This is a genomic window from Seonamhaeicola sediminis (assembly GCF_004358095.2).
GTDB lineage: Bacteria > Bacteroidota > Bacteroidia > Flavobacteriales > Flavobacteriaceae > Seonamhaeicola > Seonamhaeicola sediminis.
The window spans coordinates 27,096-52,260 of record NZ_SMZJ02000002.1 but is presented as its reverse complement, the minus strand read 5'-3'; the positions used below and the strand labels follow the sequence as shown (position 1 = coordinate 52,260).

At 33.2% G+C, this 25,165-nt stretch carries 31 protein-coding genes; 24 read left to right on the top strand and 7 right to left on the bottom strand.

Going from position 1 to position 25,165, the window contains the following annotated elements:
- Window positions 1-18 precede the first annotated feature (18 nt).
- Complete coding sequence (locus tag E1J38_RS02890; protein ID WP_255449773.1) at window positions 19-327, bottom strand: T9SS type A sorting domain-containing protein; 309 nt, start codon at window positions 325-327, stop codon at window positions 19-21.
- Between the two features lie 230 nt (window positions 328-557).
- Here E1J38_RS02890 and E1J38_RS02885 point away from each other — a divergent pair, with 230 nt between their 5' ends.
- Window positions 558-1,238, top strand: coding sequence for a response regulator transcription factor (locus E1J38_RS02885; protein ID WP_133355941.1), 681 nt, complete (start codon window positions 558-560; stop codon window positions 1,236-1,238).
- A gap of 6 nt (window positions 1,239-1,244) precedes the next feature.
- A complete protein-coding gene (locus tag E1J38_RS02880; RefSeq protein WP_133355942.1) occupies window positions 1,245-2,288 on the top strand; it encodes a sensor histidine kinase in 1,044 nt (347 codons plus the stop codon).
- Here the strand turns inward: E1J38_RS02880 and E1J38_RS02875 are convergent.
- Window positions 2,262-3,317: a glycosyltransferase gene (locus tag E1J38_RS02875; protein WP_133355943.1), complete on the bottom strand. Its 1,056-nt coding sequence runs from the start codon at window positions 3,315-3,317 to the stop codon at window positions 2,262-2,264. The genes E1J38_RS02880 and E1J38_RS02875 overlap by 27 nt on opposite strands.
- A 109-nt stretch (window positions 3,318-3,426) precedes the next feature.
- On the opposite strand from E1J38_RS02875, the gene trmB reads away from it, so the two are divergent.
- The 3 genes from trmB to E1J38_RS02860 are packed head-to-tail and all read left to right on the top strand — an operon-like array spanning window position 3,427 to window position 5,066.
- Window positions 3,427-4,101, top strand: coding sequence for a tRNA (guanosine(46)-N7)-methyltransferase TrmB (gene trmB, locus E1J38_RS02870; protein ID WP_133355944.1), 675 nt, complete (start codon window positions 3,427-3,429; stop codon window positions 4,099-4,101).
- Between the two features lie 2 nt (window positions 4,102-4,103).
- Window positions 4,104-4,733: a LysE family transporter gene (locus E1J38_RS02865; protein ID WP_133355945.1), complete on the top strand. Its 630-nt coding sequence runs from the start codon at window positions 4,104-4,106 to the stop codon at window positions 4,731-4,733.
- A gap of 3 nt (window positions 4,734-4,736) precedes the next feature.
- Window positions 4,737-5,066 (top strand): MGMT family protein, encoded by a 330-nt coding sequence (locus E1J38_RS02860; protein WP_133355946.1) that lies wholly within the window; start codon window positions 4,737-4,739, stop codon window positions 5,064-5,066.
- 5 nt (window positions 5,067-5,071) lie between these two features.
- On the opposite strand, the gene E1J38_RS02855 is transcribed toward E1J38_RS02860, so the two are convergent.
- Window positions 5,072-5,911 carry a hypothetical protein gene (locus tag E1J38_RS02855; RefSeq protein ID WP_133355947.1) on the bottom strand — a complete coding sequence of 280 codons (840 nt, stop codon included), beginning with the start codon at window positions 5,909-5,911 and terminating at the stop codon, window positions 5,072-5,074.
- 155 nt (window positions 5,912-6,066) lie between these two features.
- Here E1J38_RS02855 and E1J38_RS02850 point away from each other — a divergent pair, with 155 nt between their 5' ends.
- Window positions 6,067-7,209, top strand: a complete 1,143-nt coding sequence (locus tag E1J38_RS02850; protein ID WP_133356003.1) for an Mrp/NBP35 family ATP-binding protein — start codon at window positions 6,067-6,069, stop codon at window positions 7,207-7,209.
- A gap of 5 nt (window positions 7,210-7,214) precedes the next feature.
- Window positions 7,215-7,457 carry a NifU family protein gene (locus E1J38_RS02845; RefSeq protein WP_133355948.1) on the top strand — a complete coding sequence of 81 codons (243 nt, stop codon included), beginning with the start codon at window positions 7,215-7,217 and terminating at the stop codon, window positions 7,455-7,457.
- A gap of 43 nt (window positions 7,458-7,500) precedes the next feature.
- Here E1J38_RS02845 and E1J38_RS02840 read toward each other — a convergent pair whose 3' ends face one another.
- Window positions 7,501-7,875: a HEPN domain-containing protein gene (locus E1J38_RS02840; protein ID WP_133355949.1), complete on the bottom strand. Its 375-nt coding sequence runs from the start codon at window positions 7,873-7,875 to the stop codon at window positions 7,501-7,503.
- 306 nt (window positions 7,876-8,181) lie between these two features.
- Entirely contained in the window at window positions 8,182-8,532 is a 351-nt protein-coding gene (locus E1J38_RS02835) for a 4Fe-4S dicluster domain-containing protein (RefSeq protein WP_133355950.1), read from the bottom strand.
- A gap of 170 nt (window positions 8,533-8,702) precedes the next feature.
- Between E1J38_RS02835 and E1J38_RS02830 the strand changes: the two genes are divergently transcribed.
- From E1J38_RS02830 to E1J38_RS02750, 17 genes are all read left to right on the top strand, one after another.
- Window positions 8,703-10,559: a 2-oxoacid:acceptor oxidoreductase subunit alpha gene (locus E1J38_RS02830; RefSeq protein ID WP_133355951.1), complete on the top strand. Its 1,857-nt coding sequence runs from the start codon at window positions 8,703-8,705 to the stop codon at window positions 10,557-10,559.
- A 1-nt stretch (window position 10,560) separates the two neighbouring features.
- The gene (locus E1J38_RS02825) at window positions 10,561-11,574 is read left to right on the top strand and encodes a 2-oxoacid:ferredoxin oxidoreductase subunit beta (RefSeq protein ID WP_133355952.1); all 1,014 of its coding nucleotides are present in this window, start codon (window positions 10,561-10,563) and stop codon (window positions 11,572-11,574) included.
- A 12-nt stretch (window positions 11,575-11,586) separates the two neighbouring features.
- Window positions 11,587-11,937: an NADH-quinone oxidoreductase subunit A gene (locus tag E1J38_RS02820; RefSeq protein WP_133355953.1), complete on the top strand. Its 351-nt coding sequence runs from the start codon at window positions 11,587-11,589 to the stop codon at window positions 11,935-11,937.
- Window positions 11,928-12,494, top strand: coding sequence for an NADH-quinone oxidoreductase subunit B (locus E1J38_RS02815; RefSeq protein WP_255449772.1), 567 nt, complete (start codon window positions 11,928-11,930; stop codon window positions 12,492-12,494). The genes E1J38_RS02820 and E1J38_RS02815 overlap by 10 nt, the downstream gene beginning before the upstream one ends.
- A gap of 4 nt (window positions 12,495-12,498) precedes the next feature.
- Window positions 12,499-13,047, top strand: a complete 549-nt coding sequence (locus tag E1J38_RS02810; RefSeq protein ID WP_133355955.1) for an NADH-quinone oxidoreductase subunit C — start codon at window positions 12,499-12,501, stop codon at window positions 13,045-13,047.
- A gap of 4 nt (window positions 13,048-13,051) precedes the next feature.
- Window positions 13,052-14,176 (top strand): NADH-quinone oxidoreductase subunit D, encoded by a 1,125-nt coding sequence (locus tag E1J38_RS02805; RefSeq protein WP_133355956.1) that lies wholly within the window; start codon window positions 13,052-13,054, stop codon window positions 14,174-14,176.
- 10 nt (window positions 14,177-14,186) lie between these two features.
- Window positions 14,187-15,251: an NADH-quinone oxidoreductase subunit NuoH gene (gene nuoH / locus E1J38_RS02800; RefSeq protein WP_133355957.1), complete on the top strand. Its 1,065-nt coding sequence runs from the start codon at window positions 14,187-14,189 to the stop codon at window positions 15,249-15,251.
- A 5-nt stretch (window positions 15,252-15,256) separates the two neighbouring features.
- Window positions 15,257-15,733 (top strand): 4Fe-4S binding protein, encoded by a 477-nt coding sequence (locus E1J38_RS02795; RefSeq protein WP_133355958.1) that lies wholly within the window; start codon window positions 15,257-15,259, stop codon window positions 15,731-15,733.
- A 3-nt stretch (window positions 15,734-15,736) separates the two neighbouring features.
- Complete coding sequence (locus E1J38_RS02790; protein ID WP_133355959.1) at window positions 15,737-16,255, top strand: NADH-quinone oxidoreductase subunit J family protein; 519 nt, start codon at window positions 15,737-15,739, stop codon at window positions 16,253-16,255.
- Between the two features lie 2 nt (window positions 16,256-16,257).
- The gene (nuoK, locus tag E1J38_RS02785; RefSeq protein ID WP_133355960.1) at window positions 16,258-16,575 is read left to right on the top strand and encodes an NADH-quinone oxidoreductase subunit NuoK; all 318 of its coding nucleotides are present in this window, start codon (window positions 16,258-16,260) and stop codon (window positions 16,573-16,575) included.
- 10 nt (window positions 16,576-16,585) lie between these two features.
- The gene (gene nuoL / locus E1J38_RS02780; protein WP_133355961.1) at window positions 16,586-18,505 is read left to right on the top strand and encodes an NADH-quinone oxidoreductase subunit L; all 1,920 of its coding nucleotides are present in this window, start codon (window positions 16,586-16,588) and stop codon (window positions 18,503-18,505) included.
- A 2-nt stretch (window positions 18,506-18,507) separates the two neighbouring features.
- The gene (locus tag E1J38_RS02775; RefSeq protein WP_133356004.1) at window positions 18,508-19,995 is read left to right on the top strand and encodes a complex I subunit 4 family protein; all 1,488 of its coding nucleotides are present in this window, start codon (window positions 18,508-18,510) and stop codon (window positions 19,993-19,995) included.
- A 17-nt stretch (window positions 19,996-20,012) separates the two neighbouring features.
- Entirely contained in the window at window positions 20,013-21,443 is a 1,431-nt protein-coding gene (locus tag E1J38_RS02770; RefSeq protein ID WP_133355962.1) for an NADH-quinone oxidoreductase subunit N, read from the top strand.
- Between the two features lie 3 nt (window positions 21,444-21,446).
- The gene (locus tag E1J38_RS02765; RefSeq protein ID WP_133355963.1) at window positions 21,447-21,791 is read left to right on the top strand and encodes a hypothetical protein; all 345 of its coding nucleotides are present in this window, start codon (window positions 21,447-21,449) and stop codon (window positions 21,789-21,791) included.
- Window positions 21,792-21,997: 206 nt separating this feature from the next.
- Window positions 21,998-22,327, top strand: a complete 330-nt coding sequence (locus tag E1J38_RS02760; protein WP_133355964.1) for a 2Fe-2S iron-sulfur cluster-binding family protein — start codon at window positions 21,998-22,000, stop codon at window positions 22,325-22,327.
- Between the two features lie 122 nt (window positions 22,328-22,449).
- Window positions 22,450-22,752, top strand: coding sequence for a hypothetical protein (locus E1J38_RS02755; protein WP_133355965.1), 303 nt, complete (start codon window positions 22,450-22,452; stop codon window positions 22,750-22,752).
- Between the two features lie 89 nt (window positions 22,753-22,841).
- Window positions 22,842-23,351, top strand: coding sequence for a ferritin (locus tag E1J38_RS02750; protein WP_133355966.1), 510 nt, complete (start codon window positions 22,842-22,844; stop codon window positions 23,349-23,351).
- A gap of 66 nt (window positions 23,352-23,417) precedes the next feature.
- Here the strand turns inward: E1J38_RS02750 and E1J38_RS02745 are convergent, their stop codons facing one another.
- Both E1J38_RS02745 and E1J38_RS02740 read right to left on the bottom strand, forming a co-directional pair.
- Window positions 23,418-24,221, bottom strand: a complete 804-nt coding sequence (locus tag E1J38_RS02745) for a DUF1853 family protein (protein WP_255449771.1) — start codon at window positions 24,219-24,221, stop codon at window positions 23,418-23,420.
- Entirely contained in the window at window positions 24,205-25,128 is a 924-nt protein-coding gene (locus E1J38_RS02740; protein ID WP_133355967.1) for a metallophosphoesterase family protein, read from the bottom strand. The genes E1J38_RS02745 and E1J38_RS02740 overlap by 17 nt, the downstream gene beginning before the upstream one ends.
- Window positions 25,129-25,165 lie beyond the last annotated feature (37 nt).

The following is a 25,165-nucleotide window of genomic DNA, read 5'->3' as shown; positions in this document are numbered from 1 at the left end:
TATGATATAACATTCAAGTTACTTTATGACTAATTTTCGGGTTTCACTAACGTCACCTTCGGTAATTTTTAAAATATAAACTCCTTTGTTTAAATTAGTAATATTTAGTTGTTTGTCAACTAAATTTGTAGAATAAATTCGCTTTCCCAAAACGTTAAAAAATTCAATTTTTTTAGAAAGATTTTGCTTGGAAGTTATGTTTATAAAAGTTCTGCCACTGCTCACTGGGTTGGGGTATATTGATAAACCTTCAATATTTTCCTTAATAGAACTAGCATTGGTAAAATCTTGAGCTCCACTAAGGTGTGAAGTTAATATTAGTACCAAAAAGACAAAAAAGGTTAAAAAGTAGCTTTTTCTCATACACTACATCAATTGTAATTTAAAATTAATGAATAGCAACAAAAGTTATACCAAAAAGTTTGTTAAAGATTTGCGTTTTTGGGCGAAAGGTTAAGTTTTGGTAAGTGGTTTGTTACTATAACGTTATTAATTACACGATATTCATTATATTAGGGTATTAGTTTTATATTTACTTTTTAGAAATTTAATTTTAAATGAAAAAGAAGGATATTAAGATTCTATTAGTTGATGATGAACCCGATATTTTAGAGATAGTTGGCTATAATTTATCAACCGAAGGCTATCAGGTTATTACTGCAGAGAACGGTTTTGAAGCTGTAAAAAAAGCAAAGAAAGAATTACCTCAGTTAATCATTTTGGATGTTATGATGCCAGAGATGGATGGTATTGAAGCTTGTGAACTTATTCGAAAAAATCCTGATTTAAAAAATTCTATAATTACATTTTTAACTGCTAGAGGTGAAGATTACTCTCAAGTTGCTGGTTTTGACGCTGGAGCTGATGATTATATTACAAAACCAATAAAACCAAAAGTATTGGTTAGTAAGGTGAAAGCTTTGTTAAGAAGGTACAAAGAAGAGGAAACTCCAGATACAGTTAAAGCAGGTGATTTAGTGATTGATAAAGATGAGTATAAGGTTATTTCAAAAGGTAAAGAGATAGTTTTACCTAGAAAAGAATTTGAATTATTATCTTTATTGGCATCAAAGCCAGGGAAAGTTTTTAAACGCGATGAAATTCTTGATACCGTGTGGGGTAACGAAGTTGTTGTTGGTGGTAGAACTATTGATGTTCATATTCGTAAACTACGTGAAAAATTAGGAGACGACAGTTTTAAAACCATAAAAGGCGTTGGTTATAAGTTTGTTGATTAATGCCAAATGCAGACAAAATTTAAAAAATCTTATAAGTTTGCTGTAAACACGTCGCTTTACATTACCATATTTATAACGCTCTTAACGAGTGTTTTTTTATTCTATTTCTTTGAGTTTATATGGTATTATGTTTTAGGTATAACGTTGTGTACTTATCTTTTTTCTTTCTTAATAATACAATTTAGGGTAGAAAAATTTATTTACAAACGGGTGAAAAAAATATATGACGATTTAACACTTTTAGAATCGGCGAGTTTAACCAAAGGTGCGATTACTACTGATATGAGAACCCTAACACAGGAAATTGATAAGTACGCAAGGGATAAGAAAATAGAAATAGAAACCTTAAGAGTTAGAGAGCAATACCGTAAAGAGTTTTTTGGTAATGTATCGCACGAGTTAAAGACTCCACTTTTTACCGTTCAAGGTTATATTGAAACCTTGTTAGATGGTGCTATTGATAACAAAGCGGTAAGAGAAAAGTATCTTCAGAGAGCAAGTAAAGGCATTGAAAGACTAGGATATATAGTAAAAGACCTAGATATGATTACCAAATTAGAAGTGGGTGATTTAAGCTTAAATATTGAAACATTCAATATCATTGAGTTGGTTGAAAACGTTTTTGATATGTTTGAGATGAAGGCTAATAAGAAAAAAATAACCTTAACTTTTGATACTGATTATGAAAAACCAATTATGGTTAATGCAGATAAAGAGCGTATTCAGCAAGTATTAACAAACTTAGTTGTAAACTCAATTAAATACGGAAGAATAAAGGGAACTACCGAGGTTAGTATAGAAAACCTCATAAAAAATAAGGTAATAGTCAGGGTTACAGATAATGGAGAAGGTATTGAAAAAGAGCACCTACCACGTTTATTCGAGCGTTTCTATAGAGTAGATAAAAGTGGTTCTAGAAAAGAAGGTGGCTCTGGTTTAGGACTGTCCATTGTGAAGCATATCATTGAAGCACACAATGAAAAAATTTATGTAGAAAGTGAGTACGGTGTTGGCAGCGAGTTTTCATTCACGCTCGAAAAGGCTAAATAGCGTTTTGAAATTTACCTTAAAATCAAATGCCTTTAAGCCTTCAAAGTTGTCGATATCTTCAATTTTGGTAATTGTAAAATCATCTTGTTTACAACTAGGGACTAAATTAAGTTGTGTTAGTTGTTTAGCTAAATACTCTTGTTCAAATTGCCCAGGGGTTGGTACAAAAAATGCTTTTTTATTTAGTTTCGCTAAATCCATGACCGTAGTGTAACCAGACCTTGAAATGACTAATTCACTTTCGTTAATGGTTTTTTCCAATAGTTTAGAAGTCATAAAATTATATACAGTTATATTTCCAATGACTTCAACAACTTGTTTTTTCTCCATGACCCCTTTAACAAATACAACTTTTTCAGGATAATTTTTTAGTTCCCAAAAAAGTTTTTCTTCAAGAAGGGTGCGTTGGGGTTCTGGCCCTGAAATTAAAACTAAAATTTTATTAACTGGTTTTACTGTTTGCTTTTCAAATCTGCTTAAAGGGCCAATATACTTTGTTGGTATTTTAAAGTCATCGGGGTGTCCTAATTTGCTACTTAAGTTAATGTCTGCATCAGTATCAGGTACCCAGCATTCATCAAACTTCTTTATAAATTTCTCATGCATTTTGGTGCTCAACCACGTCGTATTTCCGCTTAAAACATTTAACTGATGTGTAATGAATACTGTTGGTACTTTTTTGCTGTAAACCCCCAGTCTATTATCTGAAATTATTCCTGAAATGTTGTGGTTTATAACAATATCCTTAGTAGCTTTTTTTTCAGATTTAATAGCATTTAAAAGTTTTGGGGCATCCTTTATTAACTTAAATTTAAAGTTTTTACCTTTTTTTGCATACGTTATATTATACGAAGGAAGTTCTATAGATGATAGCTTTGGAAATTCCTTTTGTAAAAGTGTTAATGCAACACCATCACTGGCAATTATGGGCTCAAAATTAAGTTCCAATAAAGCATTTATTATTGGGATGCATCTAGTGGCATGTCCTAGTCCCCAATTTAAAGGCGCAACCAAAATCCGTTTTTTCATTTTAAATATTGCTAAAACTTTAAAAACAAAAATAAGCATATAAACGCTGTTGTATATTTCCTTAATTTTACCAAATATTTTCAAATACTAAGAAATAGTTAAAAATTAAGTGGGAAGTAAAAACAAGTTAAAACGATTTAAGGAAAACGATACTTTTTCAAACGTATATCAACCCAAAAGAGACGAACTTATAAGTGCTAATTATAAGTTAAAAGGTAATTGGAGAACTGATGTTTTTAATAACAGCAACCCGTTAGTTTTAGAGTTGGGGTGTGGAAAAGGCGAATACTCTGTAGCTTTGGCTCAAAAATATCCCAATAAGAATTTTATTGGAATAGACATTAAAGGAGCACGTTTTTGGAGAGGAGCCAAAACCGCTATTGAAGAAAATATTCAGAATGTAGCTTTTTTGCGTACACAAATTGAGCTTATTGAATATGCTTTTGCAGAAAACGAAGTAGATGAAATCTGGATTACGTTTCCAGATCCTCAAATTAAATACAAGCGTACAAAACACCGTATGACCAATATTGCTTTTCTAGAAAAATATAAAAAGGTACTTAAACCAGAGGGGATTGTTAATTTAAAAACCGATAGTGAGTTTATGCATGGGTATACTTTAGGGCTTTTACACGGGGCAGGCCATGAGGTTTTGTATGCAAACCATGATATTTATAAACAGGAGGGGAGTCCTGTTGAGGTAACTGCTATTCAAACATTTTATGAATCGCAATACCTTGAGCAAAACAAACCTATTACGTATATTAGATTTAAAATTAACTAGTATTGAATATTACTTTTATCTTCTTTATAGGGTTGTTTATTGCACTAATTGGTGTTATTCCTCCAGGATTGTTAAACATGACGGCAGCTAAAATAAGCCTAAAAGAAGGGCATAGTAGAGGGATTGTTTTTTCAATTGGTGTTTGTGCTATTGTAGTGGTTCAAACTTATATAGCCGCTATTTTTGCAAGATATTTAACTAACCACCCAGAGGTTGTTGATGTACTTCAGCGGGTTGCTTTTGTTATTTTTGTGCTCATTACTGTTTACTTTTTATTCATCGCAAAGTCTACACCAACTCAGCAAATTACTCCTAAGATTAGAAGCAAGCACAGTAGGTTTTTTCAAGGAATGGTAATGTCTGCTATCAATATGTTTCCTATACCTTATCAGGCTTATATGACCATTACTATGGCCTCTGTTGGATGGTTGAATTTTGAGCAAATAAGTATCATTTCTTATGTAGCAGGTGCTGCTTCAGGTACTTTTGTTATGTTGTATATGTACATTTTCTTTTTTGATAAGATTAAAAGTAAATCGTTTACCTCTCAAAAAAATATGAACTATATTATTGGTGGTATTACCGGAATTATTTCAGTAGTTACTTTAGTTAATATCATTAAAGAACTTTAAATAATGAAATCTGAAACTTTAAGTTTTTTTGATAAAGTTTTTGAAGTAGCACGTTTAGTTCCTCATGGGCGTGTAACAAGTTATGGAGCTATAGCTAAGTATCTGGGAGCCACCAGAAGCGCTAGAATGGTAGGTTATGCTCTAAATGGCTCTGATGGGAAAGATGTGCCTGCACACCGAGTAGTTAATAGAAAAGGGTTGCTTACTGGAAAACATCATTTTGATGGCACCAATCTTATGCAACAGTTGTTGGAAAGTGAAGGTATTAAAGTAAAAGATAACCAAATTCAAGATTTTAGAAACGTATTTTGGGACCCTTCCAAAGAACTTTAATTGGATTAAAACGATACACTCAAACCAATGGTGGGGGTTGAAAATATCTGATCTCCAATTTTCAAAGATTGGTAGCCGCCACTCAGTTTAAACGGTCTATTATAATAATTCATTAAGGCGGTAAACTTATTTATAGCATTGTTGTTTATAAAAGTTTGGTTGTAATTTGCTTCTATACTAATAGGTTTGCCAAGGAATAGTTCTGCTCCTAATCCCAAAGAGAATCCAAAGTCATCTACATTACCATCAACATAAGAAGCTCCTAACCCCCACCAGCCATCAAATTGTTTGGTTCGAATTCTATGATACTTAATTAAAGCCGTGTAAATAGCTAATGTTTGGTATCCAAAATTAGGGTTGTTCTCCCAAAGTTGAAGATAATCTAGCTCTAAAGCTAATCTATTGTAAAACCGAATATCAACATTTACGTGATTACCATTTAGTTGGGTGTTTTCAAAAACATACCTAGATGAAATGGTGGTTCTCCCCACAGCAGAATAATCATTCCATTCATAGCTGTAATTTCCCTTGTTAGAATTTAAATAAGGGTGTTTGGTTAAAATAGCAGAACTACTGGGGCTATCTCTCTCAAAAGGCATTTCTACTAAAATACCGTAAGCAGTATAAGCTATAATATTTATAGCTAACCTTCCAAAAGTTTCTATAACAAGCATTTCACCAAAACTATCGTTATCATTGTTTAAATTATGACTTCTTTTTGTGGAAGTAGATGCATTGTTTTTTTGCTTTTTTAAACTTGTTTCAGATTTTTCAATTTTACTCTGTGAAAAACTAGCGCTAAAAGTAAAAATAAGTAGAAAAAGGAATCCTAGTTTTCGTTGCATTGGTGTGGTGTTTAGACATATTTTACGCACAAATATCATACCGCTTTCAAAGTATAAATATTTTACATTGAATAATAAATAAAACTTCTGGATTCTGTCTTCAATCTTCTTGCTGTAATGATTATATTTGTTCTTTAGAATTAATCTGAATAATGATGAAGCTTAACAAGCAGGAAATATTAAAGGCCCTAGAAAGTATTACAGTTCCTGGAGAAGGACAAAACATGGTAGAGAGTGGTGCTATAAAAAATGTAGTAACATTTGGTGATGAAGTTGTAGTAGATATTACAATAAATAATCCAAGTTTACAGGCTAAAAAAAGAACTGAAGTAGATATTTTAAAAACCATTCATGAGCAAGTTTACGAAAAAGCTAAAATAAAAGTGAATGTAAAAGTTGATGCTCCTGAAAAGCCAAAGACTAATGTTATCAAAGGGAAACCAATCCCTGGTATAAAGAATATAGTTGCTGTAGCTTCTGGTAAAGGTGGTGTGGGTAAGTCTACGGTTACAGCAAATTTAGCAGTATCTTTATCTAAAATGGGTTTTAATGTAGGTGTATTAGACGCCGATATTTATGGGCCATCTATTCCTATTATGTTTGATGTGGAAGCTGAAAAACCTTTGGCGGTTAATGTAGATGGGAAATCTAAAATGAAACCTATTGAAAACTATGGTGTAAAAGTTTTATCAATAGGTTTTTTTACTCAACCTAATCAGGCGGTTGTATGGCGTGGTCCTATGGCAGCAAAGGCATTAAATCAAATGATTTTTGATGCGCATTGGGGAGACTTAGATTTCTTGTTATTGGATTTGCCTCCAGGAACAGGCGATATTCATTTAAGCATTATGCAGTCATTACCAATTACAGGGGCTGTTGTGGTTAGTACACCACAAAATATTGCTTTGGCCGATGCTAAAAAAGGTGTGGCTATGTTTCAACAAGATAGTATTCAAGTACCTGTTTTAGGAATTATTGAAAATATGGCGTACTTTACTCCCGAAGAATTACCAGATAATAAGTACTATATTTTTGGTAAAGAAGGAGCTAAAAATTTAGCAGAGGATTTAAAAGTGCCTTTTTTAGGTGAAATTCCTTTGGTGCAAAGTATTAGAGAAGCTGGTGATGTTGGTCGTCCAGCGGCGTTACAAACATTAACACCATTGGAGCAGGCCTTTGAAAAGTTGACTCAAAATGTGGTTGAAGAAGTGGTAAAACGTAATGATAATTTACCGCCAACAGAGGCTATAAAAATTACAACCATGGCAGGTTGTTCGGCAGTAAAAAAAAATAAATAAATTAGATGACTTCAGAAGAAATTAAAGAAAATGTATTAAAGGCATTGGACGAAATACGTCCGTTTTTACAAAGTGATGGCGGAGATATTTCTTTGTTGTCTATTGAAGATGATAAATTAGTTAAAGTGCAATTACAAGGTGCTTGTGTTGGGTGTACTGTGAATCAAATGACTTTAAAATCTGGTGTTGAAATGACTATAAAAAAGTATGCTCCACAAATTGTAGAAGTTGTAAATATAGAAGCCTAAATCTTAATTAAACATATGTTGTTTTAATAAGAATTAGTAAACATCAAATAATTTTTTCTTTCCTTAAAAAAGTATCCAAATTATCGGCAGTAGCAAAGCAGCTGTTAACTTTAGCGTATTCACTACAATATTTTGAGTCTATTGTATGATAGATACATTGAAAGTCTGTTAAATCAATTTTTTCAAAGTTCTTATTTGTTTTTTTGCACGCCTCATAAAGTTGAGAGATAGTCTCTAAACCACTAGAGTCAATGCCTTTTTTTGTTAAGAATCCTCTTAAATAATTATCTATAGCATATTGAGAATTTTTGCATACAGAATATGCTACAATATCTTCTTCTGGTTTATATAATTCTTTGTTAGCCTCGTTGAGTTTCTTCTTGGCTGTCAAAAAAAGTTTATCCGCGTTAGAATCCATAATACATAAAGTTTAAGAATAGTACTTGTCCTTATTATTCCTCACATATTTTGTTTTTAACGGTTTTATAAAAAACAAATTATAGAGGTTCTAGCCTAGTACAGACCTGTAAATATAGGTTGCTGTTTAAGTTCTTGTAATTAAGTAATTGTATAAATTTAATTAGAATACCCTATAAAGACTATGATAATTATCATTTTGAGGCATTATTAATAAGGAGACAAGAAAAGAGGGCTTATCACTAAGAGAAGCCTTTTGCAATCTTTTTATAATAACATTGTGTTATAACGTTTAAATACCAGAAGTTTATTCTGCGTGTAACCAGGCTTTTTTAGCTAGTAATTCTTCTTCAGACTCAACATGGTCTTCATCAGGAATACAACAATCAACAGGGCATACAGATGCGCATTGCGGTTCTTCATGGAATCCTTTACACTCCGTACATTTGTCTGGTACAATAAAATAGAATTCATCAGAAACGGGTTCATTCATGTCGTCAGCATTAACTTCTTCTCCGTTTGGAAGTGTAACAATACCGCTTAAAGCAGTTTCATCAGAATAAGCCCATTCTTGGTCTGGTTCATAAATAGCATTGTTAGGACACTCTACAATACAGGCATCACAATTAATGCATTCATCTGTTATTATAATAGCCATAATTTATTTATTTTTAAGACATGATTTGTAAAAATACATTTTGTTTTGAAATGTTTCTATGACAAACTTCATATTTCTAGGAAGAAAATATAATTACTTTCAATACTTACTTAATGCTAAAATTACAGATTTTTTATAAGTTCAAATAGATTTTTTAATTTTTTTGGTTTATGACAACAACTAAGATTAATCCCCAACCAAAAACACTCCATGCAGTTGTTATTAGATTTGTTGGTGACTCAGGAGATGGAATGCAATTAACTGGAACACAGTTTTCAGATACTTCGGCAATGTTTGGTAATGATATTGCTACTTTTCCAAATTATCCAGCAGAAATTAGAGCGCCTCAAGGAAGTTTATATGGTGTGTCCGGTTTTCAGGTACACATAGGAAGTGTTGAAATCAATACACCAGGAGATGAAGTAGATTTATTAGTGGCCATGAATCCAGCTGGTTTAAAGACAAACTTACATGCTGTTAAACCCGGACATACTATAATTGTAGACACTGATGCATTTACAAAAAAGAATCTAGATAAAGCGCAATATGATACTAACCCTCTTCAAGATGGTAGTTTAGAAAATTATCAGGTTATAGAGGTTGCTATGACATCATTAACAAAAGAAGCTTTAAAGGATATTGAAGGTTTAGATAATAAGAGTATTACCCGCAGCAAAAATATGTTTGCCTTGGGTATGGTATATTGGATGTATAATAGATCTACTGATCATACCATAGATTTTTTTAAGAAGAAGTTTAGTACTAAACCCGAACTGATTGAAGCCAATACCAAAGTTTTAAATACTGGATATTATTTTGCCGAAACGTTGGAGTTAATTCCTAATTCCTATGGTGTAGCACCCGCAAAAATGGCACCTGGCACCTATAGAATTATAATGGGTAATACAGCTACAGCTTGGGGGTTTTTAGCGGCTTCTGAAAAAAGTGGCTTAGATTTATTTTTAGGGTCTTACCCTATAACTCCAGCATCAGATATTCTTCATGAACTTGCAAAACATCAGCATTTCGGTGTAAAAACATTTCAGGCTGAGGATGAGATTGCTGGAATTACGTCTGCAATTGGAGCTTCCTTTGCTGGTAATTTAGCTATTACAACAACCTCAGGGCCAGGTTTAGCATTAAAAGGGGAAGCCTTAGGTTTAGCTATGATGATTGAAATGCCAATAGTGGTTGTTAATGTGCAAAGGGGAGGGCCTTCAACAGGATTACCAACAAAAACAGAACAATCAGATTTACTCCAAGCATTATATGGAAGGAATGGAGAGAGCCCTATAATTGTAATAGCAGCCAGTACCCCTGCTAATTGTTTTGATTTTGCCTATCAAGCCTCTAAACTAACCCTAGAACACATGACTCCTGTGGTTTTACTAACCGATGGCTATATTGCTAATGGTTCAGCGCCATGGAAGATTAAGTCTGTTAAAGATATGCCAGAGATTAAAACCAATATAATTCATGAGTACCAAGAAGGTTGGCACCCATATGATAGAGATGAAGATACCTTGGCACGTTCATGGGCTATACCAGGAACACCTGGTTTAGAACATAGGGTTGGTGGTTTGGAAAAAGATAGAGTTAGTGGCAATGTGTCTTATGTGCCAGATAATCATGAGTATATGGTAAAGATAAGAGCCGAAAAAATTAAGCGTGTCCAAAACTCAATACCTGAGCTTAAATCTGAATTTATTGATGAAGGAGAGCTACTTGTAATAGGTTGGGGCGGTACGTTTGGATCATTATATTCTGCCATAAAAAGTATCAGAGAAAAAGGTTATACTAGTATTGGTCTAGCGCATTTTAATTACATTAATCCTTTACCTAAAAATACAGAAGAGGTTTTAAAACGATTTAAAAAGATTATAGTTTGTGAATTGAACAACGGGCAATTCGCAAAAGTGCTAAAGTTGAATTTTAATGATTTTGAAATTTTACAGTTTAATAAAATTCAAGGCCTACCATTTGGTAATGAGGAGTTAATTCAAAAATTTAAACAATTGCTGAAATAATATGGATACAACAGTAGAAAAAAAATACACTTTTAAAGATTTTGCTAGTGATCAGGAAGTTAGATGGTGCCCTGGTTGTGATGACTATGTTATCTTAAGAGCAATGCAAAAAGCACTTCCAGAAATGGGCGTTAAAAAACAAGATGTAGTTTTTATATCTGGTATTGGCTGTTCTTCTCGTTTCCCATATTATATGGATACTTATGGCATGCATAGCATTCATGGTAGAGCACCTGCCATTGCAACAGGAACTAAGTTAGCAAATCCCAACCTTAGTGTATGGGTAATTACTGGTGACGGTGATTCTATGGCTATTGGGGGAAATCATTTTATTCATGTATTACGTAGAAATGTAGATTTAAATATTGTTTTATTCAATAATGAAATATACGGCCTAACCAAAGGGCAGTTTTCACCAACCTCATTGGTTGGTCAGAAAACAAAATCGTCACCTTACGGAAACACGCAACCTCCTTTTTCTGCTGGAGAATTAGCCATTGGTGCTCAAGCACGTTTTTTTGCAAGAATTGGAGGTAATACTCCTAAAGAGATGACTCAAATATTTATTGAAGCTGAAAAGTTTGAAGGCACTTCATTAATTGAGGTGATGCAAAACTGTCCCATATTTAATGATGGGTGTTATGATGAATTTACTGATAAGGCAGTGCGCGAGGATAAACAATTATTTGTTGAACATGGTAAACCTATGATTTTTGGTAAAGAACGAGATAAAGGACTTGTTTTAAAAGGATTGAAATTAGAAGTGGTTACCATAGGAGAAAATGGAATAACCCAAGAAGATATTTTGGTACATGATGCCAAGGAGCAAGATCCAACTTTACACCAAATGCTTGTTAGGTTACATTATCCAAAAGTTACTGGGATAATTAGAAGTTATGATGATATAACCTTTGATGAAAGAATGGATAATCAAATAAAAGAAGTTAAAAGGAAATCAAACTTTCATTATACCGATGATTTGTTCTTTTCTGGAGATACTTACGAGGTTAAATAAATTGTTAATATTATGGGCTCTGAAGCTATTATAGTATTTTTTATTTCGGGAATTGTATTGGTTGCTGGTGCAAATTTTTTATCAAATTTAATTTCACATAAATCAGATAGCCCACAAAAAAGAGAACCTTATGAAAGCGGTATGAAAACTATTGGCCCAACATGGGTTCAGTTTAAGGTAGGTTATTATCTTTTTGCTATACTATTTTTAATTTTTGATGTTGAGGTAGCATTTCTTGTGTCTTGGGCGGTAGTTTTTGGAGATATAGGAGGTATTGCATTTATTGAAATTCTTATCTTTTTAGTCATACTTGGTTTAGGTTTGCTTTATGCATGGAAAAAAGGCGCATTAAAATGGGAGTAGACAACACATATAAAATACCGGATGATTTTCCTGGAAAAGTTATTCCAGCTGGAAACGGTGCTAATATTGTTGTAACCTCATTAGATAAAATTATCAATTGGGGGCGTTCAAACTCTTTGTGGTCGCTTTACTTTGGAACAAGCTGTTGTGCTATAGAAATGATGCAAACAGGCGCAGCTAGACATGATTATTCTAGGTTTGGTTTTGAAGTAGCACGTCCTTCTCCACGACAAGCAGATTTAATTATCATTGCGGGTACCATTGTAAATAAAATGGCACCAGTATTGAGGCGGCTTTATGATCAAATGGCTGAGCCTAGATATGTAATAGCTATGGGAGCTTGTGCTATTTCGGGGGGGCCTTTTTTTTATAATACGTACTCTGTAGTAAAAGGGGCAGATCATGTGATTCCAGTTGATGTTTATGTGCCCGGTTGTCCTCCAAGACCTGAAGCTTTGTTAGAAGGGATGCTAATGCTACAAGATAAAATTAGAACCGAAAGCATGAAACATAAAAAGAATCCTATTGACGGGTTTGATGACGGATTTTACAATTAAATAAATGACTAACGAAGCTTTACAAATATTAATAAGTGAATGGTTTCCTAATCCAGAATTTGAAATAAAATCAGAGTCTGTTGATATTGACAGAGAAGAGAAAGAATCTGAAATTGAAGAGTCTGTAAACCCTAGTCTTTTAGAGTTTACAGAAGAAGGATCACAGTTTTTGAATGTCTTGGTGAAACCAGAAAACTTACATGAATTAATGAACAAGTTAAAGATTAATTCAGAAACAAGTTTAGATTATTTGTTTTGTTTAACTGGTGTTGATTGGGGAGCAGAATTGGGAATTGTGTATCACCTAGAATCTACAAAACATCGTCATAATATTGTTGTAAAAGTAAAAACCAAAGACAGAGATAATCCAACCTTTGATTCCGTTTGTGATTTATGGAGAACCGCAGAGTTTCATGAGCGTGAAGTATTTGATTTTTTTGGTATAAATTTTAATAATCATCCTAATTTAAAAAGACTTTTCTTAACACCAGAATGGGATGGGTTTCCGCTTAGAAAAGATTATGTAGATGAGATAAATATGGTCATTAAATAATAGTATGCAAGAAACAGCTACCTTAAATAATAGTTTCAAATCTGAGGAGTATTTCATTAATATGGGGCCTCAGCATCCGGCTACCCACGGGGTACTACGCCTGTTGCTGACTATTGATGGAGAGATTATAAAAAAGGTAGAACCAGATTTAGGTTACATACACCGTTCTATTGAAAAAATGTGTGAGCGCGATAGTTACCAACAAATTGTGCATTTAACAGATAGGATGGATTATTTGTCATCGCATATTAACAATGAGGCCGTTTGTTTAACGGTTGAAAATGCTCTAGAGTTGGAAATTCCAGATAGAGTAAAAGTTATTAGGACCATTATTGGAGAACTTACCAGAATTGCGTCACATTGTTTATGGTGGGGTGTTATGGGAATGGATGTTGGTGCGCTTACCACCTATTTTTATGGGTTTAGAGACCGTGAAATGATTAATGATATTTTTGAGGAAACCTGTGGAGCTCGTCTAACTATGAATTATAATGTTCCAGGAGGGTTAATGTGGGATATTCATCCTAATTTCATAAAACGGGTTAAGGAATTTATTGTCCATTTTAAAACAAAAATACCAGAGTATGATAAACTGTTAACAGGTAACGTTATATTTCAGAAACGAACTAAAGGGGTGGGAGTGTTATCAAAAGAAGATGCTATTTCTTTTGGTGTTTCCGGGCCTGTGGCACGTGGCTCGGGTTATTCGTGCGATGTTAGAAAATACCATCCTTATAGTGCCTTAGATAAAGTAACCTTTAATGAAGTCTTAGAAACAGACGGCGATACTTTTGCAAGATATAATGTTAGAATTAAAGAGTTGTGGGAGTCGTTGTCAATTATAGAACAGTTAATAGATAATATCCCAGAAGGAGAACATCGCGTAAAAACCAATGCTGTGATAAAGTTACCCAAAGGGGAATTTTATCAAAAAGTAGAAACTGCAAGGGGTGAGTTGGGAGTTTACATCATTAGTACAGGAACAAAGAATCCCTATAGAATGAAATTCAGATCACCAGGTTTTTCAAATTTATCGGCTTTAAACCATATGGCCGTTGGTGGAAAAATTGGCGATTTAGTAGCTACTATGGCTACGTTGGATTTAGTAATCCCAGATATTGATAGATAAATTATAGTTAATGCAAATATCTCTAAACATTACCGAAACTATTCAAGAATGCCTTGTAAGCATGATGTCAGAGTCAGCCGCTGGCTATATAGCTATGGTAATTATAGCATTAATTTATTTAGGAATATTTTCTGTAGCAGGTTTGTTTTTAGTTTTACTTGAGAGAAGAGTAGCAGCTTGGTTTCAACTTAGGATTGGACCTAATAGAGTTGGGTTTCAGGGGCTACTTCAAACCATGGCTGATGCCTTAAAGTTAGTTTCAAAGGAACTAACTGGAACAGACAGAGCCGATAAATTTCTGTATAATTTAGCGCCATATTTTGTAATTATTTCGGCTTTAATGGCTTTAGGTCTTATACCATTTACCAAAGAATTTCAAGCTTTCGATATTAATATTGGTATTTTCTTTTTAATAGCAGTTTCATCAATTGGAGTTATAGGTATTTTATTAGGTGGTTGGGCAAGTAATAACAAGTTTGCCTTAATTGGAGCCATGCGGAGTGGCGTGCAAACCATTAGCTATGAACTTTCGGTAGGTTTATCACTTTTAACCATGATTTTGTTAACAGGTTCATTACAACTTTCAGAAATTGTAGAATTACAAAAAAGCGGTTGGTTAATTGTTCAGGGACATATACCTGCAATCATTGCATTTATGATTTATATGATTGCTGGAACTGCCGAAACCAATAGAGCACCGTTTGATATGGTTGAAGCTGAATCAGAACTTGGGGCAGGTTTTCATACTGAGTATTCTGGGATGAAGTTTGCTTATTTCTTTTTAGCAGAATTTATCAATATGTTTTTAATTGCGGCTATTGCTACCACTGTATTTTTTGGTGCTTGGTTATCACCTTTCGGAATTACTGAATCTATTCCTTGGTTAGGTGTTTTATGGTTTTTAGTAAAAACGCTGTTATTGGTGTTTTTAATGATGTGGTTTAGATGGACATTTCCTAGGCTAAGAGTAGACCAATTACTAACCCTTGAATGGAAATATTTATTACCAATTAACTTAGTAAATATTGTTGTTATGGCATTTATTGTTTGGCAAAATCTAATTATTCTGATATAAATAGTATGAGCTATTTTTCTAACATATTTAACGGAATTAAAACACTTCTCACCGGAATGAGTATTACGGGAAAGTATTTTTTAAATTCTAGAAAAGGAGCCATTACTCAGCAATATCCAGATAATAGAGATACCCTAAAAATGTTTGATCGATTTCGGGGAGAAGTAATTATGCCCCATGACGAAAATAATGAACATGCGTGTACTGGTTGTCAGAAATGTGAAATAGCCTGTCCAAACGGAACCATTGAAATAATTTGGGACCGGGGCATAGACGAGCATACTGGTAAAAACAAAAAGAAAATAGACAAATTTGTTTACCACTTAAGCATGTGTACTATGTGTGGTTTGTGTATTGATGTTTGTCCCACAGATGCTATAAAATGGGGACAAAATTTTGAAAATTCAGTGTATGATAGAACAGCGTTAACCAGAGTTTTAAATAAACCAGATTCTAAACTTAGAGCTGGTGTAGAAGATTAAATTATGGAAAGAATCATATTTTACATAATTGCAATTATTATGATTGTATTTGCAGTTGCCGCTGTAAGCAACCGAAAAATGCTTAGGTCTGTTATTTATTTATTATTTGTTCTTGTTGGTGTTGCTGGTATTTTCTTTTTAATAGATTATAATTTTCTGGCAGCTGTTCAGCTAACCGTTTATGCTGGAGGTATTATTGTTTTAATGATATTCTCTGTGCTTTTAGTGCATCATATAGAATTAGAATTAGAATTGGCAAAGCCATTAAAACAAGTCATTGCTGGTATAACTTGTTTGATTGGAATTGGTGTGGTATTAAGTACCATCTATACTCATGATTTTAATGTTGTTGAAAATGCAAACACTACTACAACAGCTGATATTGGTTCAAAAATGTTAAGCTATGAAGCAGGTGGTTTTGTGCTTCCGTTTGAAGTTGTAAGTATACTTTTATTAGCAGCCATGGTTGGAGCCATAATTATTGCAAAAGGAAAAAAATTAGTCAATAAAACTGAAGATTGATTATGATTGAAGGTATTACCATATATGAAATATTAACACTAACTACAATCATATTTTTTATTGGTGTTTATGGATTTTTAACTAGAACCAATTTGATATCTATGTTAATCTCGGTTGAATTGATTCTAAACGCCTCTGTAGTAAATTTTGTAATAATAAATAAGTATCTCTACCCAGATGTGTTGCAAGGGGTATTTTTTTCAATTTTTATCATAGCTGTAGCAGCTGCAGAAACAGCCCTCGCTATTTCAATAATAATAAATCTTTACAGACAAATTAGCTCTGTTGAGGTTAAGGATACCGAAATAATGAAGTATTAATTTTTGTATTATGAATATTGATTACATCATATTAATTCCAATAATTCCCTTTGTGGTTTTCTTATTACTGGGAGTATTTCATAAAAGAATAAAACCTGCAGTTTCTGGTTATATCGGGGTTTTTGGATTGTTAGCATCGACGATACTTTCTTTTTATGCTGTATATCAATACTTTTTTGTTTATGGAAAAGTTAATGAAATCTATCAAACATTCTCAGAGAAATCCGTTTGGATGAATTTCACGGAGACACTTCATATTGATATGGGTATACTCATAGACCCTATTTCAGTGATGATGTTAGTGGTGGTTTCGGTAGTATCACTAATGGTCCATATATACAGCAGAGGTTATATGAAGGGAGATGAAGGATATACCAAATTCTTTGCATTTCTAGGGCTTTTTACCTTTTCAATGTATGGTTTGGTTTTGGCTACTAACTTGTTTCAAATTTATATTTTTTGGGAATTGGTTGGTGTGTCCTCATATTTGTTAATTGGATACTATTACACCAAGACTTCAGCTATTGCTGCAGCAAAAAAGGCTTTTATAGTAACACGTTTTGCCGATTTTGGTTTCTTAATAGGTATCATGATTATTGGTTATTACACAGGAACGTTCGATTTTGAAACATTAAACAATCCAGAAGGTAGTGCTATTTTAAATTGGGCAGCTACCTCGTTTATGGGGCTATCAGTAATTACTTGGGCATTGATATTAATTTTTATTGGTGGTGCAGGTAAATCGGCAATGTTTCCTTTTCATATTTGGTTACCTGACGCCATGGAAGGCCCCACGCCTGTTTCAGCTTTAATTCATGCAGCAACTATGGTAGTGGCTGGGGTGTTTTTAGTGGCAAGATTATTTCCTATGTTCTATTTTGTTGAAGATGGTTTTGCTTTAAATATTGTGGCATATGTTGGGGCATTTTCGGCATTATTTGCTGCTATTATAGCTATAACCCAAACCGATATAAAACGTGTTTTAGCTTTTTCTACGATGTCCCAATTAGGATATATGATTTTGGCATTAGGGGTTTCGGGTTATGAAGCACATGAAGGTGTTGGTTATATGGCTTCAATGTTCCACTTGTTTACACACGCCATGTTTAAAGCACTCCTGTTTTTAGGTGCTGGGTCTGTAATTCATGCGGTGCATAGTAATTATTTAAAGGATATGGGTGGTTTACGTAAGTATATGCCTGTTACCAATATTACCTTTCTAATTGCAGCTTTAGCTATTGCAGGAGTGCCTCCTTTTGCAGGGTTTTGGAGTAAAGATGAAATATTAGTAGCCGCGTTTGAACATAACAAACTCATTTACTGCGTAGCTCTATTTGTAGCTGGGTTAACAGCGTTTTATATGTTTAGACTGTACTTCGGAATTTTCTGGGGAAAAGACACAGCCTACATGCATAAGCCAAAAGAGTCACCTTTATCAATGACGTTCCCTCTAATTATTCTAGCCTTGTTAAGTATAGTAGGAGGGTTTATTCCTTTTAGTGAATTTGTCACGGCAGATAAATCTGGTTTTCAGGCACATTTAAACTATCCTTTAGCCGCTATAGCAATTACTGTTGGTATTATTGGTGTTGCATTAGCTTGGGTGTTTTATAAGAAAGAGAACGGCTTATCAGATATATACGCTAAAGCTTTTGGGCCTCTTTATAAGTGGGCGATCGATAAGTTTTATTTTGATGAGATTTACTTGTTTATAACCAAAAAGGTATTATTTAAAAGAGTATCTGCACCTATAGCCAAATTCGATAAAAAAGTTGTTGATGGAACTATGGAAGGCATTGGAAATAAAACCGTAGTATTTTCTAATAAAATAAAAGGCATGCAATCTGGTAAAGTGCAGGATTACGGGTTTGCCTTTGTTGCAGGTGTGGTTGTTATAGCGCTAGTGTTTATTTATTTATGGACAAACTAAATATGGATATTTTATCTCTTTTTATAATCGTTCCTATTATTACCATTCTGGTTTTAGTTTTTACTAAAAACTTGAAACAAGCGCGCGTAGTTTCTATGGTGGGAAGTTCGGTTCAGCTTCTTATGGCCATTAACCTTGTTTTTGCCTATTTTAAAGAACGAGCTGTTAACAGTAGTATCATGGTTTTTACAAAGGACATCGTTTGGTTTGAACCTTTTAATATTCATTACACTATTGGTGTTGATGGTGTTTCAGTTGCTTTATTGCTGCTTACAGCTATTGTAGTTCTAGCAGGCGTTTTCATTTCATGGAAAATGTGTGATTTACCTAAAGAATTTTTTATATCACTCATAGTGTTGTCTATTGGTGTTTATGGTTTCTTCATTTCCCTAGATTTATTTACCATGTTTGTATTCTTTGAAATAGCCGTAATACCTATGTATTTATTAATTGGGATTTGGGGTTCTGGACCAAAGGAATATTCAGCAATGAAATTGACATTAATGCTTATGGGAGCCTCGGCAATTTTATTGGTTGGTATATTAGGAATTTACTTTAATTCTGATGCAGATGGTGGTGCCTTAACTTTTAATATTTTAGAAATAGCTCAGGTGAATATTCCAATTGAATCTCAAAAATTATTCTTTCCGTTAACCTTTATTGGTTTTGCGGTTATTGGGGCTTTATTTCCATTTCATACCTGGTCTCCAGATGGTCACGCATCAGCACCTACGGCGGTATCTATGCTACATGCTGGCGTACTTATGAAATTAGGAGGATACGGTGTGTTTAGAGTAGCTATGTATCTATTACCACTGGGAGCTATTGATTGGTCTTGGGTATTTATTATTCTGTCTGTAATAGGCGTTGTTTATGGCGCCTTTAGTGCCATTAAACAAACAGATTTAAAATATATTAATGCCTACTCATCGGTAAGTCATTTAGGGTTGGTATTATTTGCCTTATTAATGCTAAATAAAACCGCTTGGAACGGAGCTATACTGCAATCTTTATCACATGGATTTATGACGGCACTCTTTTTTGCTTTAATTGGAATGATTTACGGAAGAACCCATACTAGAGACATTGGTAAACTAGGTGGCCTACTAAAAGTGATTCCGTTTATATCGGTAATTTATGTTATTGCAGGTTTGGCTTCCTTAGGATTACCTGGTTTTAGTGGATTTGTAGCGGAGATGAACATATTTGTTGGTGCCTTTCAGGAAGATAATATGTTTATGAGAGTAGCTACCATTTTGTCTGTTTCGGTTATAGTTATTACAGCAGTTTACATTTTAAGGGTGGTAGGTATTATGTTAATGGGACCTATAAAAAAAGAGGCTTATTTAAAGTTGGAAAAGGTAACATGGTATGAACGATTTGGAATTTTATTGTTGTTAATTCCAATAGTTGGGATTGGTGTAGCACCGCTATGGCTAAGTGATATGATATTAGAAAGTCTAGATCCTTTTATTAAAGGTTTGTTATAAAAGTTAAAAAACAAATAATGGATTTTAGTAGTTTTTTATTAATGAGGCATGAAATAATACTTTTAGCAATAACCTTATTGTTGTTGGTAGCCGAAGTGTCTATAGCAAATAATAAAAAGAACAGTATTGTTCATTTGGCTATTTTCTTGTTTGGAATTCATACCATTGTAGGCTTTTTAAAGATGGATTATGGAGATTTATTTGGAGGTATGTTCCATACCAATGAACTCATCAAATTCTTCAAGAGTGTATTAAATATTGGTGTGTTGATTTTGCTTTTACAATCAGGCGATTGGATTGAAGAAAAGATATTGCACCAACAAAGGGGAACGGAGTTTTTTATGCTTCTTTTTTCATCTTTGCTAGGAATGTATTTTATGATTTCAGCTGGAGATTTCCTTATGTTTTATTTGGGTTTAGAGTTGTCCACATTACCCGTAGCTGCTTTGGCGGCCTATGATATTACTAAACGGATATCGAGTGAATCGGGTATTAAGTTAATACTTTCTGCAGCATTGGCGTCTGGAGTTTCGCTGTTTGGTATTTCCATACTCTACGCAACAACAGGGTCTATTTATTTTATTGAAATTTCTGAGATTATAACTTCAAATAATCTTACCATTTTAGGTTTTGTTTTATTCTTTGCAGGTTTAGGATTTAAAATATCATTAGTGCCATTTCATTTCTGGACTGCTGATGTTTATGAAGGTGCTCCAATAAGTATCGCTGCTTATTTATCCGTCATTTCAAAAGGAGCTGCAGTTTTTATATTAATGATTTTGCTCTTTACCGTTCTAAAACCTTTAATGGCAATTTGGGAGAATATCATTTATGTCATTGCTATAATAACCATGTTTATTGGTAATCTATTTGCACTAAGGCAGCAAAACATGAAACGCTTTTTAGCTTTTTCATCTATTGCACAAGCTGGTTTTATTCTGTTGGGAATGATAACGGGAAATCAACTAGGTATAGCAACTGTAGTTTACTTTGTGTTAATTTATGTGTTCTCAAATTTGGCAGCTTTTGGGGTGGTTCAAGCTATTTCACTTCAAACGGGAAAAGAAAATATGAAAGACTATGAAGGTTTATACAGAACCAATCCTAATTTAAGTTTGGTAATGATGCTAGCTTTATTCTCATTAGCTGGCATTCCTCCAGTTGCAGGTTTTTTTGGGAAATTCTTTCTATTCACTGCAGCTGCAAGTAAAGGTTATTATTTGCTCGTTTTCTTAGCGGTGGTTAATGTTACAATATCATTATACTATTATTTATTGGTAGTTAGAGCTATGTTTCTAAGAAAAAATGAGAATGCTATTCCATATTTCAAAAGTAAAATTTATATGAAATTAGGTTTGCTTATTACAGCAGTTGGCATTTTGGTTATTGGCTTGTATAGCCCATTATACAATTATATTCATGAATTAAGTAAAAGCTTTTTAAACTAAATTATGGCATTAGCAGGCAAACATATGTTTGGCAGTATTGAAGATACTCGGGTTACTTTTGTTGAAAAAGGAATAACTGCTGATAGGCGAGATTTTCTTAAAAGTCTTTTAGAGTATAATGGTTTTGAGGTCCTTGTACAGGAGGATAAAAGAAAATCTGGAGAAGACCCGCAACTTTATACCATTGGCGTTACCGATATGGTGTTTAATCCAACCATCTGGGTTTTTCAACGCAAATTAGAAACTTTTGATGGTAAAAAAGTTACCCAAGATTATTGGAATCAAGAAACGAAAGACTCAAAACCGCAATATTGGAATAATGGTAGTAGTTTTGAAAATAAGGATTGAATAAACACTATATATAGCCCTTACTTCATTATTTTTTCTCCACGTATTTGTTGTAAATAGCAGATATTTAAAGAGTTATATTTTGGTATAACTTAATCCTATTAAATCGATAGAAATAATTGATTTAAAAAATAAAATTTAAGTAAAAATAATTTTATTTTTGACGGCTCATTCTATTTGAAAAATAAAAATTATTGTTTTTTGTTATGGTTGATGTAAAAATAAAAGTAACAGATAGAGAAGGAATAAAACATGAAATTTTAGCCCCAACAGACATGGCTATGAATTTAATGGAAGTGGTTAGGTCATATGAGTTAGCACCAGAAGGCACTATTGGTGTTTGTGGAGGGATGGCTATGTGTGCTTCATGCCAATGTTATATAAATAGTAATAATGAATTACCTCCTATGAGCGATGATGAAGAAGCTATGTTATCTGAAGCTTTTGATGTTAGGACTAACTCTCGTTTAGGATGTCAAATTCAGTTAACCCCAGAAATGGAAGGTCTCGAAGTTGAGTTAGCTCCAGAGAGTTAAATTTACAATGTTCCTATATAAATGAATATTCCCATTTTATAAAGAGGGTGTTTATAGAAAGTCATTGATTGTTTTAGTAACCATTATTTTTATTTATTCTAAATTAAAGTTATATTTGTATAGTGAATTTAGAAACTAACATACAAAATAGCTATCAAATAAGGCAATCTACGTTTTGTAAGTACGTTTTAGTGACGCCCAATAAAGAGATTCAATTAACGTTTCCTCAAATGTTAGAATTAAGGCGTAAGATAAATGGATTAACCACTATTAACACACTCAATAAAATTATTAATAATGAGAATTTTGTTTTGCTTTTTGTAGCTGATAAACAACATTTAATCTTCTTAGAAATCCCTCAATTATTAAAGCTAAAGGAGGAGATTGCACTATTTTTTTTAGATTTCAAACCTGTTTTAGTCTAAATTTTAAATTTATTTAGACTTTTTTTAAATTTTAAACAAATTGGTTTAAGCACTGTTTTTGTCGTAACTTTGATAAAAATAGAATAGTTATGAATACAACAGCAATAAGAAAACAAATGTCAATTCATCCAGATGTGATGGATTTATTAAATAACCAGATTGGTATGGAGATGAAAGCTTCGGCTTCATATCTAGCCATGGCATCTTGGTGTGATCAACGTGAATTACTTAACAGTAAAGCTTTTTTCTATAAACAAGCAGAAGAGGAACGTGAGCATGCTATGAAAATATTTACATTTATAAATGACAATGGTGGTGCTGCTATATCACCAAATGTTACTAATGTGAATAATGATTTTGAAAGTTTAAGAGGAATTTATGAAACGGGATTGGAGCAAGAGATAGCTGTGACCGAATCTATTTTCAAAATATTTAAATCCGCAAGAAAAGAAGGTGATTTAATCACTGAAGTATTTTTACAATGGTTTATTTCGGAACAATCAGAAGAAGAAGATACCTTTAGAAGTATTATTGATGTGTTTGATTTAATGGAGGGAATGCCACTTAAAATGATTGATGAAAGATTACCTAAGGAGTAAAGAATGACTATTTTTCTGATAGTTATTGGAAAAAAGTATCTTAGATTAAAATTTAATGTTCTTAGTTTACCACCAAACTAAGAACATTTTTTTTACAGCACCGTTTTTGAATTTTATCCAACAGAGGGTTGAATATTCATTCTTTAAATAATCCTTTGTAGTGTTTTTAAAACCTTCAAAGTTTAGCCATGTTACATTGGTGTTCGGAATCAGCAACCAATCTTTTTTACTTGGAATATAAAATTTACACGCTTTAAATTCCAATAACTGGTTATGGTTAATATAGAAACCTTCTACGCATGCATTATTTAGTGTTTTTAACTTTATATTTTGATGTGAATAAGGTAAGAATAATTGAGCCTTAAAATAAACGTATTGTAATATTGATGCAGCTTCTAAACCTAACTTTTCTAAATAAGGCTGGCATTCTTTAGAATAGAGTAGTGGTAGCTGTTTTTCTTTTAGCTTATTAAGTTTTTCAATTAGAGAATCTTTCCGGTTAGGACCAATAAAGTGTTCAATTTCAGAACCTCCAACAGTATCATCGTACAAATAGAATTTATAGATAACTTCAAGATGAAAAGAAGATTTATTTTTTCTAAACAAAAAGTCTAATTCACCTATAGTTATTTTGTCCTTTTGTATTTGAATGTTTTCGGCTAAAACTTCAATTTTGTTTTGTTGCTTCAGTTCAAAAGAAACAAAACGCTCTATGTATTTACCTAGGCGTAGTGAGGGGTCAATGGTTATATGAATTTCTGAGGAATATGATTCAATTTCAAATTGTTTTAACCCAAAAACACTATCACTTTTCCATAAATATGATGTATGTAAAAAGCCTTCATATCGTTTTCTAAGTATAGTTGTCACTAAAGTTTAATTGAGTTTTATAATCTTGAAGTTTTGTTGGGCCTTCTAAAAGCACCCTTAAAATATGTAATGTGCCGTCATCCCTGGTGGCAATTTGCCATTTAATTAATGATATAGCTCCGTTTTCAATTTCTAAACCAGTAATACTACGAGGGTGTACACAACTACCATCATTAAAAAAAGCAATGTCTCCTGGTTCTGGAAAACGTGGACGATGGGTGTGTCCAACAATAGTTAAAAGATTGTTGTTTTCTGTAATCCATTTTTTGGTACGCCGCTCTACTTTTATCAACTCTTTATAGTTTTTTGCAGGACTTGTAGGATCTGCAATCCCCATAACATTTAAAGGTTTCCAAAGAACACGCACCATAAAGCGGCTCCATTTCCAGAAAAGATAGTTCCACCAATCGGCTTGATGACCATGGGTTAAAAATAGTTCTTGGCCTGTGTTACTATGCTTTAAAACAATTCCTTCATGATAGTTGATATCTCCTAAAAGCTCAACGTGTTTACCAACTTTTGGGTCGAAGTAGTTGGCAAGATTTTTTTTAACATAGTCTGGATTTCTGTATACCATATCATGGTTACCCCAAATCATATGTAGTTTTTTTTCTTTATGAAATTTACGCATGAGCAAGAATATATTTTTATGCGCATGTAAAATAGAGGAGAACGAAGTATTCTCCCATAGTTCATCACCATCGCCCAGTTCACAGTACTGGAATCCCTCTTGATAGTAATGTTTTAAGGCATGAAAATAGATGTTTCGGTTGTTCGCAAAGTCGTCTGCAAAACTATTATCGCCGCGGTGGCAATCACTAAAGAGAATGAATTTGCTGTTGTCATCAAAAGCAATAATTTTAGAGCTTTTGTAGGCGTGGTCTAATCTTTTTCTAGAAGAAAGCATAAAGTAAATGTAAACAAAAAAGCTGTATCATATAAGC

Bases quoted from the DNA above. Each gene is read 5' to 3' on its own strand.
- E1J38_RS02885 (WP_133355941.1), top strand. From the start codon at position 558: ATGAAAAAGAAGGATATTAAGATTCTATTAGTTGATGATGAACCCGAT.
- E1J38_RS02880 (WP_133355942.1), top strand. From the start codon at position 1,245: ATGCAGACAAAATTTAAAAAATCTTATAAGTTTGCTGTAAACACGTCG.
- E1J38_RS02875 (WP_133355943.1), bottom strand. From the start codon at position 3,317: ATGAAAAAACGGATTTTGGTTGCGCCTTTAAATTGGGGACTAGGACAT.
- E1J38_RS02860 (WP_133355946.1), top strand. From the start codon at position 4,737: ATGAAATCTGAAACTTTAAGTTTTTTTGATAAAGTTTTTGAAGTAGCA.
- E1J38_RS02855 (WP_133355947.1), bottom strand. From the start codon at position 5,911: ATGCAACGAAAACTAGGATTCCTTTTTCTACTTATTTTTACTTTTAGC.
- E1J38_RS02850 (WP_133356003.1), top strand. From the start codon at position 6,067: ATGAAGCTTAACAAGCAGGAAATATTAAAGGCCCTAGAAAGTATTACA.
- E1J38_RS02845 (WP_133355948.1), top strand. From the start codon at position 7,215: ATGACTTCAGAAGAAATTAAAGAAAATGTATTAAAGGCATTGGACGAA.
- E1J38_RS02840 (WP_133355949.1), bottom strand. From the start codon at position 7,875: ATGGATTCTAACGCGGATAAACTTTTTTTGACAGCCAAGAAGAAACTC.
- E1J38_RS02835 (WP_133355950.1), bottom strand. From the start codon at position 8,532: ATGGCTATTATAATAACAGATGAATGCATTAATTGTGATGCCTGTATT.
- E1J38_RS02830 (WP_133355951.1), top strand. From the start codon at position 8,703: ATGACAACAACTAAGATTAATCCCCAACCAAAAACACTCCATGCAGTT.
- E1J38_RS02825 (WP_133355952.1), top strand. From the start codon at position 10,561: ATGGATACAACAGTAGAAAAAAAATACACTTTTAAAGATTTTGCTAGT.
- E1J38_RS02820 (WP_133355953.1), top strand. From the start codon at position 11,587: ATGGGCTCTGAAGCTATTATAGTATTTTTTATTTCGGGAATTGTATTG.
- E1J38_RS02815 (WP_255449772.1), top strand. From the start codon at position 11,928: ATGGGAGTAGACAACACATATAAAATACCGGATGATTTTCCTGGAAAA.
- E1J38_RS02810 (WP_133355955.1), top strand. From the start codon at position 12,499: ATGACTAACGAAGCTTTACAAATATTAATAAGTGAATGGTTTCCTAAT.
- E1J38_RS02805 (WP_133355956.1), top strand. From the start codon at position 13,052: ATGCAAGAAACAGCTACCTTAAATAATAGTTTCAAATCTGAGGAGTAT.
- nuoH (WP_133355957.1), top strand. From the start codon at position 14,187: ATGCAAATATCTCTAAACATTACCGAAACTATTCAAGAATGCCTTGTA.
- E1J38_RS02795 (WP_133355958.1), top strand. From the start codon at position 15,257: ATGAGCTATTTTTCTAACATATTTAACGGAATTAAAACACTTCTCACC.
- E1J38_RS02790 (WP_133355959.1), top strand. From the start codon at position 15,737: ATGGAAAGAATCATATTTTACATAATTGCAATTATTATGATTGTATTT.
- nuoK (WP_133355960.1), top strand. From the start codon at position 16,258: ATGATTGAAGGTATTACCATATATGAAATATTAACACTAACTACAATC.
- nuoL (WP_133355961.1), top strand. From the start codon at position 16,586: ATGAATATTGATTACATCATATTAATTCCAATAATTCCCTTTGTGGTT.
- E1J38_RS02775 (WP_133356004.1), top strand. From the start codon at position 18,508: ATGGATATTTTATCTCTTTTTATAATCGTTCCTATTATTACCATTCTG.
- E1J38_RS02770 (WP_133355962.1), top strand. From the start codon at position 20,013: ATGGATTTTAGTAGTTTTTTATTAATGAGGCATGAAATAATACTTTTA.
- E1J38_RS02765 (WP_133355963.1), top strand. From the start codon at position 21,447: ATGGCATTAGCAGGCAAACATATGTTTGGCAGTATTGAAGATACTCGG.
- E1J38_RS02760 (WP_133355964.1), top strand. From the start codon at position 21,998: ATGGTTGATGTAAAAATAAAAGTAACAGATAGAGAAGGAATAAAACAT.
- E1J38_RS02750 (WP_133355966.1), top strand. From the start codon at position 22,842: ATGAATACAACAGCAATAAGAAAACAAATGTCAATTCATCCAGATGTG.
- E1J38_RS02740 (WP_133355967.1), bottom strand. From the start codon at position 25,128: ATGCTTTCTTCTAGAAAAAGATTAGACCACGCCTACAAAAGCTCTAAA.